Source organism: Streptomyces sp. STR69 (assembly GCF_024519455.1).
Classification (GTDB): domain Bacteria; phylum Actinomycetota; class Actinomycetes; order Streptomycetales; family Streptomycetaceae; genus Streptomyces.
On sequence record NZ_JALJRY010000001.1, the window covers coordinates 573,415 to 588,888 of the forward strand.

The following is a 15,474-nucleotide window of genomic DNA, read 5'->3' on the forward strand; positions in this document are numbered from 1 at the left end:
CGGTGGCACGCGCGCGTGGACACGTCCTGGCCATGACTCTCAAGGAACTCCAAAGACCGGACGGCCCCGATGTCGGTGGTGCGGCCGATACTGGGGGCATGACGGCTCCAGGAACCGTGCTGGTGGTGGAGGACGAACCGAGCATCGCCGACGTCCTCGCCATCGCGCTGCGCTACCACCGCTTCGAGGTCATGACCGCGGGCACCGTCCGCGAGGCGCTCGCGCTGGCCGAGCGCACCCGCCCGGACTGCGCGCTGCTCGACGTGATGCTCCCGGACGGCGACGGCCGCGCCCTGGGGCAGGAACTGCGCGCCCGCAGGCCCGACCTGGCCCTCGTCTTCCTCACCGCGCGGGACGCGCCGGCCGAGATCGTCGGCGCCCTCGGCTTCGGCGACGACTACATCACCAAGCCCTTCGACATCGACGTGGTCGTCGCCCGCATCACCGCCGTCCTGCGCCGCCCCCGCCCCGCCGACGTCCTCCCCCAGCGCCCGCCGCTGCGCTACGGCGACCTGGAGCTGGACGAGACGACGTACTCGGTGCACCGCGCGGACCGCTCGGTCGAGCTGACCCCCACCGAGTACGCCCTGCTGCGCTTCCTGGTGCGCAACGGCGGCCGGATCGTGCCCAAGGAGCAACTGCTGCGCCATGTCTGGCAGTACGAGCACACCCCGCCGGAGTCGACCGTCGTCGAGACCTACATCAGCTATCTGCGGCGCAAGCTGGACACTCTGGGAGCGCCGGTGATCACCACCCGGCGGGGCGTCGGATACGGGCTCGCGTGAACATCCGGCTGCCGAACTGCGAGCGCGGCGCCCACTCGCTGCGCGCCAAGCTCACCCTGGCCAACCTCGCGCTGCTCTCCCTGGGCATCGTCATGGCCACCGCCGTCAGCCTGATGGGCATGCGGCACTACCTGGTCGCCCAGGTCGACGCGGAACTCACCAAGTCCCGTGACTCGCTGAGCAGTTCGCAGCTCACCATGCAGCAGATCAACGTACTGAGCTCACTGGCCGGCATCGGCGACCGGCTGGTGCCCCAACAGCAGCCCGGCTCCCCGAAGCCGGACACGGTGTTCGCGGCGGTCGACCGCCAGGGCAAGGTGCTCACCATCGCCGGGTACGCCCCGACCACCGCACAGCGGGCCCTCGCCGACGCCTTTCACGACCCTGCCAAGCTCACCAAGGACCGCACACCGCGCGACATCTCGCTGCGCGGCGACTCCTACCGGGCCACCGGGACCCGGCTCACCGACGGCACGTACATCCTGATCGCCGCCTCCACCGGCGGCCTCCACCACGGCATGGCCAAGGCCCTCAAGCTGGACCTCGCCTTCGGCAGCCTGCTGCTCGTGCTGCTCGCCACGCTCACGATGATCAGCGTGCGGCGGCGGCTGCGGCCCCTGGAGGACATGGTGGAGACCTCGACGGCGATCGCCGAGGGCGACCTGACCCGCCGCGTGCCCTCCAGCCACCACCCGACCCAGGAGGTCGAGCAACTGCGCCTCGCCCTCAACTCCATGCTCCACCAGGTGGAGTCGGCGTACCGCACGCGCGAGCGCACGGCGGCCCAGCTCCGCCGCTTCGTCGCCGACGCCTCGCACGAACTGCGCACCCCGCTGTCGGCGATACGCGGCTACCTCCAGCTCTACGACAAGGGCATGCTGACCGAGCCCGACGAACGCAGACGCGCCTGGGACCGGATGAACGCCGAGGCCGACCGCATGGGCCGCCTCGTCGACGAACTCCTCACCCTGGCCCGCCTGGACCAGCGGCCCGAACTGCGCTTCAAGAACGTCGACCTGAGCCGCCTGGTGCGCGACGCCGCCGAGGACCTGCGGGTGCAGCAGCCGGAACGGCCGGTCACGGTCGGCGCCGACGGCTCCCTGCTGGTGCGCGCCGACGAGTCGGGCCTGCGCCAGATACTCGGCAACCTGGTGACCAACGTCCGCGCCCACACGCCCGCCGACGTGCCCGTGCGGCTCGGTCTGGAGCGCGAGGACGGGGTCGTACGGCTGTGTGTCGCCGACCAGGGTCCGGGGCTCTGCCAGGACGACGCGGCGCGCATCTTCGACCGCTTCTTCCGGGCGGGCGGCGGTGCGGGCAGCGGACTGGGGCTGGCGATCGTGCAGGGCGTCGTCCAGGCGCACGGCGGGGACGTGGCGGTGCGGACGGCGCCGGGCAAGGGGCTCGCGGTGACGGTGACCCTGCCGACACGGGCGCCGGTGCCGTCGTAGGACACCAGGGGTGTCACGGGGTGTCGGCCTGGACGAGGGCCCACACCGTCTTGCCGTGTGCGCCGCGGCTCCACACGCCCCAGGCCGCCGCGATGCTCTCGACGAGGTGCAGACCGCGGCCGGTCTCCGCCGCGTCCGTCACGACCCGCAGCCGGGGTTCGACACGGCCCTCGTCCGAGACCTCGATGAGGCAGGAACCGTCCGCGAGGGCCGTCACCGCTACCTCGAACTCCCGCTCGAGGAGCGGCCCGTGACGTACGACGTTGGTGGCCAGCTCGGACACCAGCAGCACCGCGTCCAGGAGCGCCGGATCGTCACCGGCGTGCCCCCAGTCGGCCAGATGGTCCCGGACCCGGCGCCGGGCGAGCCCCACCGAGGCCGGGTGCCGGGGCAGCCGGAAGGAGTTGCGTCTGACCACGTCGGCTCCTCACCCCGCGCACACCTCCGTCACATGGTGCTGCGTGCGAGGGCCGCCCGGTGTCACTCGGGCGAGGTCCGGCCGGGCGGGTGGGCTCAGATCCAGTCCAGCGCCCACAGGCGGAACACGCCGGTGCCGTCCGTGAGGTAGGAGATGCCGCCGACGTCCTCGCTGCTCACGGCGTACTCCTTGCGCTGCCACAGCGGGATCAGCGGCACGTCCTCGGCGACGTCCGTCTGGACGTCGCGGAAGTCGTCGTCGACGCGGCTGCGGTCGGCGAACTTCTGGCTGTCGAGGATGAGTTGGTCGACGAGCTTGTTGCTGTAGCCGGTGTTCATGGTGGAGCCGGTGCCGACGAGCGGGGAGCCGAAGGTGTCCGGGTCGGGGTAGTCCGCGGCCCAGCCGACCGCCCACGCGTCCAGCTTTCCGGTGGCCCAGCGCTTCTGGAAGTCGGTCCACTCGTAGCCCTTGACGTCCACCTTGAACAGGCCGCTCGCCTCCAGCTGCTTCTTCAGCTCGGCGGCCTCCTCGGCGCCGGAACCGTGCCCGATGCCGTAGCCGTAGGTGAAGCGCACCGGGACGGAGACACCCGCCTCTTCGAGGAGTGCCTTCGCCTTGCTGACGCTCTCGGAGGGGTACGCGTCGAAGAAGGACGTCGTATGGCCGACGAGGCCCGCCGGGATCAGCGAGTACAGCGGGTCGACCGTGCCGTCGTACACCGTGGCGGCCAGCTCGTCGCGGTTGATCAGCCAGGCCATGGCCCGCCGGACGAGGACGTCGTGCAGGGGCGTGCCCTTACGGGTGTTGAGGTACAGGTTGCGGGTCTCGGAGCTGTCGGCCTCCGACACCCGCTGGTTCGGGTCGCTGGCGGAGAGCCCGGAGAGCATCTTCGGCGGCAGCTGCCGGGTGGCGACCTGGACCTGCTTCGCCTTGTACGCCTTCTCCAGCGCGTCCGAGCCCGCGTAGTACCGCAGCTCGATCGGGCTCCCGGTGCTCTTGACCGCGCCCTTGTAGTGGCTGTTGGGCTTCAGGACGGCCTTCTTGTCCTTCGTATACGACGACAGGGTGTACGGCCCGGTGCCGTCGGCCTGGAACCCGTTGCGCGGGGCGTCCTTCGGGTACTTGGTGCTGTCGACGATCGCACCGGCGCCGGTGGCCACCTTGAACGGGAACGTGGCGTCCGGCGACGACAGATGGAAGGTGACGGTCATCCCGGAGGCGTCGACCGAACCGAGCGTGGAGAGCAGGGGCGCGGGACCCACATCCGAGTTGATCTTCTTGACCCGGTCGAAGGAGTACTTCACGTCCGCGGCGGTCATCGTGCGCCCGCTCGGGAAGGTGAGCCCGTCGCGCACCACACAGCGGTACGTCGTCAGCCCGCTGCCCACGAAGCCGCAGCTCTTGGCCGCGTCCGGGACGGGTGTCGTGCCGCCCGAGTCGAACGTCATCAGCGACTGGAAGACATTGCTGTACAACGCCCAGGAACCCGCGTCGTACGCGGCGGCCGGGTCGAGCGAGGTGACGGTGTCCGTCGTCCCCACCGTGATCGTCCTGTTCTTGTTCCCGTCCGACGGCAGCAACTGCCAGCCGCCGACTCCCACGGCCGCCAGAACAAGCAGTGTCGCGAGAATCCGTATGCGAACCGACCGCATCGGTGTGCCCTCCCCAGGACCCTCCCGGGTCCGTGCGCATATGCCACTCCCCTAGTGGCGCGGATCACCTAACCACAGGAGTTTCATCCGGGGGAAGAGGGTTCTGCCCAGATGAGAAAGAACTTACCGGCGAGTGTTAATCGCCGGTTTCACAGGCGACTCCCAGCCATGCCGCGGGGACGCCCCTCACCGGCAACCAGGCCTGTTTCGAGGCCAGTTCGACGACTCCTTCCCGAAGATGGCAGGCTCGTGCCGCATGATCGACGAATTCGCGAAGGACAACCTGCACGGGAGACTGCGGCGGGACCGCGAGGCGCTGCTCTGGAAGCTCGACGGCTTGTCCGAATACGACGCCCGCCGACCTTTGACAGCGACCGGGACCAACCTCCTCGGCCTGGTCAAACACGTGGCCACCGTCGAGGCCAGGTACTTCGGCGAGGTCTTCGACCGCCCTTCCCCGGAACCGCTGCCCCGGTGGCAGGACCACGACGGCAACGACCTGTGGGCGACCGAGGACGAGACCCGCGACCGGATCATCGGGTTCTACCGGCGCACGTGGGAACACTCGGACGCGACGGTCGACGAGCTTCCCCTCGACGCCCCCGGCCATGTGCCGTGGTGGCCGGAGCCGTATCCGAACACGAACCTGTTCGCCGTCATGGTCCATGTCCTCGGCGAGTCCATCCGGCATACCGGGCACGCCGACATCCTGCGCGAGGGCCTCGACGGCCGGACCGGGGTGCGCGCCGAACACGAGCAGCCGATCGACGAGGAAGCCCGTGCGGCCCACCGCGCCGAGATCGAGCAGGCCGCCGGGTCGGCCGCCCCCATCAAGGCTCAGAGGTTGCCTCACGGCACACCGATGAGTTTCCCGCGCCGCCCCGGTCTGTACGCGTGAGACCGATTCACGGAAGGCCTGCGCCATGCGGAAACTGATCTACGGAATGAACCTGACCCTGGACGGCTATATCGCCGCGCCCGGCGACGACATCGGCTGGGGCGTGCCGAGCGACGAGCTGTTCCAGTTCTGGTCCGACCAGTTGCAGGCGACCGACGTGTCGCTGTACGGGCGCAAGCTGTGGCAGACGATGAGCTCCTACTGGCCGACCGGCGACCAGCAGCCGGGCGCCACCCCGGCGGAGATCGAGTTCGCGCGGAACTGGCGGGACATGTCGAAGGTGGTGTTCTCCTCGACGATCGACAAGGTCGACTGGAACACCCGCCTGGTCACCGGCGACGCGGTCGCCGAGATCACCCGGCTCAAGGCCGAGGACGGCGGCCCGATGGACATCGGCGGCGCGACGCTCGCCGGGGCGGCCATGCGGGCCGGGCTGATCGATGAGTACGTGCTGGCCACCGCGCCGGTCCTGGCGGGCGGCGGCACGCCGTTCTTCAGCGCGCTGGACAACTGGGTGAACCTGAACCTGGTGGAGACGCGGACACTTGCCTGTGGCGTGATCCTGACCAGGTACGAGACGAGGCACTGAGCGCCCGTCCGGGAGGCACGCCAACTAGGCCTGTTTCGACGCCAGTTCGACGACCGTGATGTCCGAAGGCGCCCCCACCCGGGTCGGCGGTCCCCAGGCACCCGCACCCCTGCTGACGTACAACTCGGTGTCCCCGTAGCGCTCCAGGCCCGCGACCGTCGGATTGGCCGCCGCGGCGATGAAGTTGCCGGGCCACAGCTGGCCGCCGTGGGTGTGCCCGGAGAGCTGGAGGTCGACGCCGTGCTTCACCGCCTCGTGGATCTGCACGGGCTGGTGCGCGAGCAGCACGCACGCGCGCGTGGTGTCCCGGTCCCCGAGCGCCTTGCCGAAGTCGGGGCCCTGGCCCTCGCTCTCGCCCTGGAGGTCGTTGACCCCGGCGAGGTCGAAGCCGGGGAGTTCGGTGCGGGCGTTCTCCAGAGTGTGGATGTCGAGCCTGCGGACCTCTTCCAGCCACTGTTCGGCGCCGGAGAAGTACTCGTGGTTGCCCGTGACGAAGAACGACCCGTGCCGCGCCCGCAGTTGAGCCAGCGGAGCAGCGGCGGGCCCCAGGTTCTTGACGCTGCCGTCCACCAGGTCGCCCACGACCGCGATCAGATCGGGCTGCGTCGAGTTGATCGTGTCGACGACCTTCTGCGCGAACCCCCGCCCCAGGACCGGCCCCAGGTGGATGTCACTGACGACCGCGATCCGGAACCCGTGCGCGGACCGCGGCAGTCTGGCCAACGGCACGGTCACCCGCTTCACGCTCGGCCCGCGCAGGACACCGTAGGTGCCGTATCCGACGGTCCCCACGGCGGCGGCAGCAGCCGCACCTCCGACGACCCGGGAGACGAAGAGACGGCGGGAGGGGGCACTCCGCGGCTCTTCCGGGGCTGCGGATCCGGTCTCTTCCACGACGACCGTCTCGGCCCGCCCGCGCCGTGCGAGGAACCGGCGCAGCAGCGGCCGTAGGACCTCCCCCGCGAGGACGGCCAGCAGCAGGTAGATCACCAGGGCCATCCACAGGAAGCCGGGCCAGCCCAGGACGCCCTGGAGCCAGAAGGGGGCGCCGCCGCGTTCGGCGGCGAGGGCCGCGATCATCAGGACCGGGCCGGCGATCAGTACGGCCGTGCCGGTGACGCGGGCCGGGCCCCACGCGCGCGTGGTGTCGCGGACCAGGCGGCGCCAGACGTACCAGTGCGCCCCGCCCAGGACGGCGACCGCGACCAGGGCGGCGAGAGCGATGACGACGATGGCCACTTCTCTATGACGTCTCGCGCAGTGCGCGCAGTCCACGCAACCCGAGGCCCCCGATGACCGTCCCCAATACGAAGGACACGACGGCCAGGGTCAGATGCACCCAGAAGTACGCCGTCGGGCGGCCGTCGTCGAAGGCCAGTCCGCTGCCGTCCGCGACGAGATTCTTGACGAAAGTGATCCAGATGATCCAGCTCCACACCCCGAAGGCGAGCAGGAACCAGGAGACGGGGCGGCTGAGCTTCATGAGTCCAGTATCGCCGTCGTCCTCCGGGGCCGGTGGCCGGGGTGGGGCCGGTGACGGGACTTCGGGTCCCTGGGCATGTACGTTCTCGTGCGTGCCCGCTCCACTGAAGACCGTCAGGCGATCCCTGCTGGTCCTTTCCGCCGCCCTGTCGTCCCTCGCGCTCACCGCGCCGCTCGCCCTCGCGGCTCCGAGTCCGACCCCGACGCCGAGTTCGTCGGCGAGTCCGTCGGCGAGTCCGGGTGCCACTCCTACGGCCACTCCCCCGGCGAACATGTCGTCGGTGGGCGGCGCCCGGCTCGCGCAGGCGGGGACGCAGGTCAATCAGGCGGCCGGGGTCCCGGTGCTGCCGAAGGACCTGACCGCGCGGTCGTGGATCGTGACCGACGCCGAGTCCGGTGATGTGCTGGCGGCGCACAACCCGCACTGGCGGCTGCCGCCGGCGAGCACCCTGAAGATGCTGTTCGCGGACACCGTGCTGCCGAAGTTCCCGAAGACGACCGAGCACAAGGTGGTCGCGTCCGACCTGGCCGGCATGGGCGCCGGTTCCAGCGTGGTCCCGATAAAGGAGGGCGAGAGCTACACGGTCCGCGACCTGTGGCTCGGGGTCTTCCTGCGCTCCGGCAACGACGCCGTGCACGTCCTGTCCCACATGAACGGCGGCGTGGACCAGACCGTCGCCGACATGAACGCGCACGCCCAGGACCTCCAGGCGCTGGACACGCATGTGGTGACACCGGACGGCTACGACGAGCCGGGGCAGGTCTCGTCGGCGTACGACCTGACGCTGTTCGCGCGGTCCGGGCTGCAGAAGAAGGACTTCCGCGAGTACTGCTCGACGGTGAGCGTGAAGTTCCCGGGCGAGACCACGAAGGAGAAGGGCAAGTCGGTCCGCGGGACCTTCGAGATCCGTAACACCAACCGGCTGCTGAGCGGCGACTCGGACGTCTCGGTGTATCCGGGCATCGCCGGGGTCAAGAACGGCAACACCACCAACGCGGGCGCCACCTTCACCGGGGTCGCCGAGCGCGGCGGCAAGGTGCTGCTGGTGACGGTCATGAACCCGGAGAAGGACGAGCACAACGAGGTCTACAAGGAGGCCGCGAAGATCCTCGACTGGGGCTTCCAGGCCGACGGCAAGGTGCAGCCGGTGGGTGAACTGGTCGCGCCGAAGAACGCGGCACAGGCGAGCGCCCAGCCGGGTGCGACGGCCAGCGGTGAGGCGGGCGGCGACACGGCGGGCACGAAGTCGGCCACGTCCTCCACAGCCTCCGTGCCGACCGCCGAGGAGGACGGTTCGAGCGGGGTGGGGATCGCGCTCGCGATCGTCGGCGGGCTGCTGGTGCTGCTGGCCGGCGGGGTCTTCCTGGTCAACCGGCGCTGGCCGCTGCCGGATCTGGTCCGTCGTCGCCCGCGTCCCTGACCTTGGGATCCTCGGCGTCGTCGGCCGGGACGTAGTCGTCGTCCTCGTCCGGTCTGCTCGGGGTCGCCGTCCAGGCGGCGCAGAACAGGACGAGTTTCGAGGTGAAGTTCATCCACAGCAGCAGCGCCACGGGGACGCCGAACGCGCCGTACATGCTCTTCGCGGCCACGCCCTGGATGTAGCCGCTGAGCAGCAGCTTCAGCAGTTCGAAGCCGACCGCGCCGATCAGCGCGGCCACGAAGAGCCGGCGGCGCGGGGGCTCGACACCGGGCAGCAGGGTCAGGACGTACAGCAGGAGCAGGAAGTCGGCGAGTACGGCGACGGCGAACGCGGCGATCCGCAGCAGGATCCCGCCCCAGCCGCCCTGGGCGATGCCCAGTTGGTCGTTGATCCAGTCGACCAGCGCGGAGGCGACGGTGGAGACGGCGATCGTCGCGAGGACGGCGCCGCCCAGGCCGATCAGCACCCCGCTGTCGATGAGTTTGCGCAGCAGGGGGTTCTCGTCGCGGTCCGGCAGCTCCCACACCGCGCGCAGGCACTCCCGCATCGAGCCGACCCAGCCGATGCCGGTGAACAGCAGGACGGCACCGGCGATGAGACCGACGGTGCCCGCGTTGTCGACCAGGGAACCGATGTTGAGCTGGTCGGAGATACCGGGGACCTGCTCGGCGATCTTGTTCTGGAGTTCGTGCTGCTGGTCGGTGCTGAGGGTGGCGGCGGCGATCGCGGCGGCCACGGTCAGCAGCGGGAACAGCGCGATGAAGCTGATGAACGTCATGGCGGCGGAGAGCTGCGACCACTTCACCCGGTCGAGACGCTCGTACGACCGCCACGCGTGCGTGGCGGTCAGTCGCGCCAACAGCGGCCCGATGAGGGGGAGCTTCTTCAGCCAGTCCATGATCCGATTCTGCCCCCGACCACTGACACCGATGTGCGGCCACCCCACAAACGGGAGTGCGTGGCGCCATGTTGCCCTGCATCCGATTAATCGCCCATTCCAGGGAGGGCGCCGACGCCGCACGACCAACCGCCCATAAGCGGGCGATACGGTCACGGGCATGCGTCCTCCACAGTCCCTCCTCGTCCTCGGCGGTACGTCCCGGATCGCACTGGCCACCGCCCGCCGGCTGATCGCCCGCCGTACCCGCACGGTGTGGCTCGCGGGCCGCCCCTCGCCCGCCCTGGAGAGTGCCGCTTCGGAACTGCGCGCCCTGGGGGCCGAGGTCCGCACCGTCGCCTTCGACGCGCTCGACCCCGACTCCCACGAGACCGTGCTCGGCAAGGTCTTCGCGGAGGGCGACATCGACCTGGTGCTGCTCGCCTTCGGCACCCTCGGCGACCAGGCCCGCGACGAGCGCGATCCGGCCGCCGCGGTACGGGTCGCGCACACCAACTACACCGGCGCCGTCTCGTCCGGCCTGATCAGCGCCCGGGCCCTGCAGGCCCAGGGCCACGGCTCCCTGGTGGTGCTCTCCTCGGTGGCCGGCGAACGGGCCCGCCGCACGAACTTCATCTACGGCTCCAGCAAGGCCGGCCTCGACACCTTCGCGCAGGGCCTGGGCGACGCGCTGCACGGCACGGGCGTGCACGTCATGGTCGTACGACCCGGTCTCGTACGGTCGAGGACCATGGCCGACCCGAGGGCGGCCTCCCTCACGACCACCCCCGAAGCGGTCGCCACGGCCATCGAACTGGGCCTGCGCCGCGGCTCGGAGACGGTGTGGGTGCCAGGGGCGCTGCGCGTGGTGACATCGGCGCTACGGCACCTGCCGCGGGGGCTGTTCCGGCGGCTGGCCGTCTGACGACCGTGCTCAGTGACTGGGGATCGTGCCGCGGTCCGTGTGGGCCGCCTGGGGTGGTACGACGGCGCCGCCGAAGGTGAACTCGCGGAGTTTGCGCCAGACGTCGTCGGCGCCCTGCTCGTAGAGCGCGAAGCCGGTGCAGGGCCACTCCGCGCAGTAGTCGGCGAGGGCCGCGAAGGCGCGGTCCATCGACTCGTCGTCGATGCCGTGCGCCACGGTGACGTGCGGGTGGTACGGGAAGTGCAGCTCGCGCGCCATCGGCCCGGAGGCGGCGCGGATCTGCTTCTGCAGCCAGGTGCAGGCGGCGCCGCCCTCGACCACCTGGACGTAGACGACCGGGGACAGCGGCCGGAACGTGCCGGTGCCGGACAGCCGCATCGGAAAGGGGCGCCCGGCGGCGGCGACGTCCACCAAGTAGTCCTCGATCGCGGGCAGTTGGGCGGCGTCCACCTCGGTGGGCGGCAACAGCGTGACGTGCGTGGGGATGCCGTGTGCAGCGGCGTCGCCGAAGCCCGCGCGCCGCTCCTGGAGCAGGCTGCCGTGAGGCTCCGGGACCGCGATCGACACACCGATCGTTACGGTCCCCACGTCGTCTCCTGTCGTCCTGATCGGTGTCCTGTTGGTGAGCGGGAGCAGCCACGCGTGCGGCGGCTCGGCTATCGACTGTACGGCCACGACTGAGTTGTGGGCAGGCGCAACCGTAGTGATGTGCAGCGCTCTGTCCAGTGGTACTTCAGTGCGGTCGTACGCCTCAGTGCTTCGCGGGCAGGAAGCCCACCCGGTCGTACGCCTGGGCGAGGGTCTCGGCCGCGACGGCCCGCGCCTTCTCCGCGCCCTTGGCCAGGATCGCGTCGAGCGTCTCCGGGTCGTCCAGATACTGCTGGGTGCGCTCCCGGAACGGCGTCACGAACTCGACCATGACCTCGGCGAGGTCCGTCTTGAGCGCGCCGTACATCTTGCCCTCGTACTCCTTCTCCAGCTCGGCGACCGACTTGCCGGTGAGGGTGGAGTGGATGGTGAGGAGGTTGGAGACGCCCGGCTTGTTCTCGGCGTCGTAGCGGATCACGGTCTCCGTGTCGGTGACCGCGCTCTTGACCTTCTTGGCGGTCGCCTTCGGGTCGTCGAGGAGGTTGATCAGGCCCTTCGGGGTGGACGCCGACTTGCTCATCTTGATCGACGGGTCCTGAAGGTCGTAGATCTTCGCCGTCTCCTTGAGGATGTACGGCTTCGGGATCGTGAAGGTCTCGCCGAAGCGGCCGTTGAAGCGCTCGGCGAGGTCGCGGGTCAGCTCGACGTGCTGGCGCTGGTCCTCGCCGACCGGGACCTCGTTCGCCTGGTAGAGCAGGATGTCGGCGACCTGGAGGATCGGGTACGTGAACAGGCCGACGGACGCGCGGTCCGAGCCCTGCTTGGCGGACTTGTCCTTGAACTGGGTCATGCGGGCGGCCTCGCCGAAGCCGGTCAGGCAGTTCATGACCCAGGCGAGCTGGGCGTGCTCGGGGACATGGCTCTGGACGAAGAGCGTGCACCGGTCCGGGTCCAGACCGGCGGCCAGCAGCTGGGCTGTGGCCAGCCGGGTGTTGGCGCGCAGGTCCGCCGGGTCCTGCGGGACCGTGATCGCGTGCAGGTCCACGACCATGTAGAACGCGTCGTGGGACTCCTGGAGGGCCACCCACTGGCGGACGGCGCCGAGGTAGTTGCCGAGGTGGAACGAGCCTGCGGTGGGCTGGATTCCGGAGAGCACGCGAGGACTGTCAGAGGCCATGTTCACCATTCTCTCAGGTCCCGGGACCCGGTCCGGAACCGGTCGGAACCGGGTCGGAAGAGCTGCGCCACGGGTGGGAACCGATCCGCCTCGGGCGGTGTACCAGTTATGTGAAGACGCGGGAGGGGGGCCGCATCGTCGATGAGGTCGCGGTGATCGCACGCGTACGCGCCGGAGAGCCGGAGGCGTACGCGGAGCTGGTGCGGGCCCACACGGGCATCGCGCTCAGGGCGGCCGCGGCACTCGGGGCGGGTGCGGACGCGGAGGACGTGGTGCAGCAGGCCTTCGTCAAGGCGTACTGCGCGCTGGGCAGGTTCCGGGAAGGCTCGGCGTTCAAGCCGTGGCTGTTGTCGATCGTCGCCAACGAGACGAGGAACACCGTGCGTACGGCGGCACGCCAGCGCACGCTCGCCGGCCGGGAGGCCGCGTTCGCGGAGGCCGAGCCGCTGATACCGGAATCGGCGGATCCGGCGGTCGCCACGCTGGAGACGGAGCGCCGCGCGGCCCTGTTGTCCGCCCTGGAGCAGCTGAGCGAGGAGCACCGCCTGGTCGTGACCTACCGCTACCTCCTGGAGATGGACGAGCCGGAGACGGCCCAGGCCCTGGGCTGGCCGCGCGGGACGGTGAAGTCCCGGCTGAGTCGCGCGCTGAGGAAACTCGGGCGACTGCTGCCGGATTTCCGGCCTCGGGAAGGGGGTGATGAGGATGAGTGACGGACGGGAGTCCTACGAGGGCGAGGGCACCGGCACCGGCTCTCGGTTGCCCGAGGAGCTGCGGGCGCTGGGGCGTTCCCTGGACGCGCGGGGCGGTGGTGAGGGCGGGGCCGCCGGGGCCGAGTCGATGGTCGAGCGGGTGCTGGCGCAGATACTGGCGGAGCAGCTCCCGGTCCCCGTCCAGGAGGCCGGTTCGGGCGGGTTCCGGGCGCGGCTGCGCGCTGTGCGGCACTGGGTGTGGCTGCGTCGGCGCGCGCTGACGGCGGCCCTGTGCGGTCTGCTGACGGTGCTCGTGCTCACACCTCCGGTGCGGGCGGCGGTCTTCGACTGGTTCGGCTTCGGCGGGGTCGAGGTGCGGTACGACCCGTCCGCGGTGCCCTCTGCCGGTGCCGTGGTGCCCGGGTGCGGACGGTCGGTGACCTTGGCGCAGGCCCGTCGGCAGGCGGGGTTCGAGCCGCTGGTGCCGGAGGCGCTGGGTGTTCCGGACGCGGTGACGGTGACCGGCGAGCCGCAGGGGCGCTTTCTGGTCAGCCTGTGCTGGCGGGAGGGCGGGCACACGGTCCGGGTCGACGAATATCCGGCGCGGCTGGACATCGGCTTCGTCAAGACGGTGAGCCAACCGCCCGAGTGGCTGTCGCTGGATGCGTCCGTCTCGCCGGACGGCATACAGGACCCGGCGCTGTGGTTCGCGCGGCCGCATCTGCTGAGCTTCTGGCTGGTGGACGCGGACGGGGACCGCTATACGCGGGCGGAGCGGACGGCCGGTCCGACGCTGCTGTGGACGCATCCGGTCGGCGGAGCTCCTGGTGGTGATCTGACGTTCCGGCTGGAAGGGGTGGTGTCGAAGCAGCGGGCCGTGGAGATCGCCAAGTCGGTCGACCGGCACGGATCGCGCGAATAGAGGCGGGCGGAGTGGGAACCCCGGCGGGTCGGGCGGTGTACCAGAAGTGACAGGCGGCTCGCGGGCGGGCCGTGCGGGGATCGACTGGTCGGGGGTTCGGATGTCCGGAGTCGGAAGTGCGGTCAGGACAAGCGGGAGCGCGGGCAGGATGCGCGAACTGACGGCTCTGAGCGGGGCGTTGGCGATGACGCTGTCGCTGATGGTGTGGGGTGCGTCGGAGGCGGCGGCGGGCGGGCCGACCAGTGTGCTCGTCACCTCGCCGACGAGCGGACAGGCCACGGCGCTGTACTACTCGGACGAACAGTACGGAAAACTCCAGCAGTTGCTCGGCCCCGAGGGCAAGGGCACCCGCGACAAGCCGCCCGAGGCCGATCTGACCCACGCCCGCCAGATCAACGTCACCTGGCTGGCGCACGACATATCGCCGTGGCGGATCGACCGGGTCTTTCCCGTCGAGTCCCGTCCGCAGGCGGTGTGGATCCACACGGCGGCCGATGTGCCGGAGAACACGAATCTGAACGGCTATTGGCATCGCGCCGAGCATCCGGACCAACTGCGCGCCCTCTTGAGGAAGTTGGGAGTGACGGGCACGGACACCGGGTCCGACGGCTATACGGGCGTCTTCCCGGCACCGTGGCAGCCGACCGAGTCCGCTCCGGCCATCGCCGCACCTGACACCGACGCGGAGACCAGCACGGTGCGGGTCACTGTGAAGGACAAGGACGACGACGGCACCGACTGGTGGTGGGCGATACCGGGCGCGGCGGCCGGAGCGGTACTGGCCGTCGCACTGCGGCCGTTCGCCGTACGGCTGCCGCTGAACCGGTGGCGGAAGGGGCGGGAGCCGGGGCCCAGGCAGGAGTTGCGGGACGTGTGAGGGGTGGAGGGGTGCGGGATGAAACGCGGGAGCTTGCGGGGCGCGTGTCTCGTGGGGGTGTTGGTGGTGATGGCTCTGGCCGTTGCGGCTCGGGTCCAGGCTGTCGGGATGACTCAGGTGCGGGTTCAGGATCCGCGCCGGGACATCCCGGATCTGGCGCTGGTGGTGGCGGGTGACACCGGCCGGACGGAGGCGTGGCGCTCCGGGGAGCCGTCGTTCGCGCGCCTGTGGACGTTGTTGCAGCCGACGTTCACGGGGACGGAGCGGGTGCCGCCGGAGTGGGAGACGGGCCGGTATCCGGCGGTGCGGATCACCGTGGTGTGGGGGCTCACCGGAGTCGGGGGCTGGCCTCGGACGAGCCGGGCTCCTGGTGGTGATGTGGCGGTGGAGCGGGAGGACCAGCTGTTCGTCGCCGGGGACGGCACACCGTGGGTGCGGACGGATCCGGCGCCGGAGGTGGCGGACGACGACATCCGCTGGCATCGGGTGCCGCGCCCGGTCTTCACACGGATGGAGCGGGCGGGGCTGCTCGGTGAGGTCAGGGGCGATACGGGAGCCGGTGCCGCGAAGGATGCGCCCGGGACTGCCGAGCGGGTCGGGTGGGCTACCGCGGGTCTCGCCGTCGGCGTCGGCGGCACGCTGCTGATACGCCGCGCGGCGGCCCGGCGTGAGGCCGGGCCGCCGCGCGAGGAACCACGACAGGAACTCATCGATCTGTGA

General features: G+C 70.6%; 17 protein-coding genes. 10 read left to right on the forward strand and 7 right to left on the reverse strand.

Annotation, left to right across the window (positions count from 1 at the left end; all coding sequences use genetic code 11):
* The first annotated feature begins 98 nt into the window (after window positions 1-98).
* Both OC490_RS02685 and OC490_RS02690 read left to right on the forward strand, forming a co-directional pair.
* Complete coding sequence (locus OC490_RS02685; RefSeq protein ID WP_262056095.1) at window positions 99-785, forward strand: response regulator transcription factor; 687 nt, start codon at window positions 99-101, stop codon at window positions 783-785.
* A complete protein-coding gene (locus OC490_RS02690; protein WP_262056096.1) occupies window positions 782-2,236 on the forward strand; it encodes a sensor histidine kinase in 1,455 nt (484 codons plus the stop codon). The genes OC490_RS02685 and OC490_RS02690 overlap by 4 nt, the downstream gene beginning before the upstream one ends.
* 13 nt (window positions 2,237-2,249) lie before the next feature.
* Here OC490_RS02690 and OC490_RS02695 read toward each other — a convergent pair whose 3' ends face one another.
* Together OC490_RS02695 and OC490_RS02700 are read right to left on the reverse strand one after the other, a co-directional pair.
* Window positions 2,250-2,654, reverse strand: coding sequence for an ATP-binding protein (locus OC490_RS02695; protein ID WP_262056097.1), 405 nt, complete (start codon window positions 2,652-2,654; stop codon window positions 2,250-2,252).
* Window positions 2,655-2,749: 95 nt separating this feature from the next.
* Window positions 2,750-4,306 carry an ABC transporter substrate-binding protein gene (locus OC490_RS02700; protein WP_262056098.1) on the reverse strand — a complete coding sequence of 519 codons (1,557 nt, stop codon included), beginning with the start codon at window positions 4,304-4,306 and terminating at the stop codon, window positions 2,750-2,752.
* A gap of 256 nt (window positions 4,307-4,562) precedes the next feature.
* Here OC490_RS02700 and OC490_RS02705 point away from each other — a divergent pair, with 256 nt between their 5' ends.
* The gene (locus tag OC490_RS02705) at window positions 4,563-5,204 is read left to right on the forward strand and encodes a DinB family protein (RefSeq protein WP_262056099.1); all 642 of its coding nucleotides are present in this window, start codon (window positions 4,563-4,565) and stop codon (window positions 5,202-5,204) included.
* Between the two features lie 25 nt (window positions 5,205-5,229).
* Complete coding sequence (locus tag OC490_RS02710) at window positions 5,230-5,793, forward strand: dihydrofolate reductase family protein (RefSeq protein WP_262056100.1); 564 nt, start codon at window positions 5,230-5,232, stop codon at window positions 5,791-5,793.
* Window positions 5,794-5,817: 24 nt separating this feature from the next.
* On the opposite strand, the gene OC490_RS02715 is transcribed toward OC490_RS02710, so the two are convergent.
* On the reverse strand, window positions 5,818-7,032 hold the full coding sequence (locus OC490_RS02715) for a metallophosphoesterase (protein WP_262056101.1): 1,215 nt from the start codon (window positions 7,030-7,032) through the stop codon (window positions 5,818-5,820).
* A 4-nt stretch (window positions 7,033-7,036) separates the two neighbouring features.
* The gene (locus OC490_RS02720) at window positions 7,037-7,276 is read right to left on the reverse strand and encodes an SCO4848 family membrane protein (protein WP_262056102.1); all 240 of its coding nucleotides are present in this window, start codon (window positions 7,274-7,276) and stop codon (window positions 7,037-7,039) included.
* Window positions 7,277-7,367: 91 nt separating this feature from the next.
* Between OC490_RS02720 and OC490_RS02725 the strand changes: the two genes are divergently transcribed.
* Complete coding sequence (locus OC490_RS02725; protein ID WP_410098497.1) at window positions 7,368-8,696, forward strand: D-alanyl-D-alanine carboxypeptidase family protein; 1,329 nt, start codon at window positions 7,368-7,370, stop codon at window positions 8,694-8,696.
* On the opposite strand, the gene OC490_RS02730 is transcribed toward OC490_RS02725, so the two are convergent.
* On the reverse strand, window positions 8,644-9,594 hold the full coding sequence (locus OC490_RS02730) for a YihY/virulence factor BrkB family protein (RefSeq protein ID WP_262056104.1): 951 nt from the start codon (window positions 9,592-9,594) through the stop codon (window positions 8,644-8,646). The genes OC490_RS02725 and OC490_RS02730 overlap by 53 nt on opposite strands.
* A gap of 160 nt (window positions 9,595-9,754) precedes the next feature.
* On the opposite strand from OC490_RS02730, the gene OC490_RS02735 reads away from it, so the two are divergent.
* On the forward strand, window positions 9,755-10,498 hold the full coding sequence (locus OC490_RS02735; RefSeq protein ID WP_262056105.1) for a decaprenylphospho-beta-D-erythro-pentofuranosid-2-ulose 2-reductase: 744 nt from the start codon (window positions 9,755-9,757) through the stop codon (window positions 10,496-10,498).
* Window positions 10,499-10,507: 9 nt separating this feature from the next.
* On the opposite strand, the gene OC490_RS02740 is transcribed toward OC490_RS02735, so the two are convergent.
* Both OC490_RS02740 and trpS read right to left on the reverse strand, forming a co-directional pair.
* The gene (locus tag OC490_RS02740; protein ID WP_262056314.1) at window positions 10,508-11,086 is read right to left on the reverse strand and encodes a 2'-5' RNA ligase family protein; all 579 of its coding nucleotides are present in this window, start codon (window positions 11,084-11,086) and stop codon (window positions 10,508-10,510) included.
* A 163-nt stretch (window positions 11,087-11,249) separates the two neighbouring features.
* Window positions 11,250-12,263: a tryptophan--tRNA ligase gene (gene trpS, locus OC490_RS02745; RefSeq protein WP_262056106.1), complete on the reverse strand. Its 1,014-nt coding sequence runs from the start codon at window positions 12,261-12,263 to the stop codon at window positions 11,250-11,252.
* Window positions 12,264-12,373: 110 nt separating this feature from the next.
* On the opposite strand from trpS, the gene OC490_RS02750 reads away from it, so the two are divergent.
* The 4 genes from OC490_RS02750 to OC490_RS02765 all read left to right on the forward strand — a co-directional run bounded on the left by OC490_RS02750 (window position 12,374) and on the right by OC490_RS02765 (window position 15,474).
* Window positions 12,374-12,976 (forward strand): RNA polymerase sigma factor, encoded by a 603-nt coding sequence (locus OC490_RS02750; RefSeq protein WP_262056107.1) that lies wholly within the window; start codon window positions 12,374-12,376, stop codon window positions 12,974-12,976.
* Window positions 12,963-13,877, forward strand: a complete 915-nt coding sequence (locus OC490_RS02755) for a hypothetical protein (protein WP_410098499.1) — start codon at window positions 12,963-12,965, stop codon at window positions 13,875-13,877. Before OC490_RS02750 ends, OC490_RS02755 begins: the two co-directional genes overlap by 14 nt.
* A 148-nt stretch (window positions 13,878-14,025) precedes the next feature.
* Window positions 14,026-14,754 carry a hypothetical protein gene (locus tag OC490_RS02760; protein WP_262056109.1) on the forward strand — a complete coding sequence of 243 codons (729 nt, stop codon included), beginning with the start codon at window positions 14,026-14,028 and terminating at the stop codon, window positions 14,752-14,754.
* 108 nt (window positions 14,755-14,862) lie between these two features.
* A complete protein-coding gene (locus tag OC490_RS02765) occupies window positions 14,863-15,474 on the forward strand; it encodes a hypothetical protein (RefSeq protein WP_262056110.1) in 612 nt (203 codons plus the stop codon).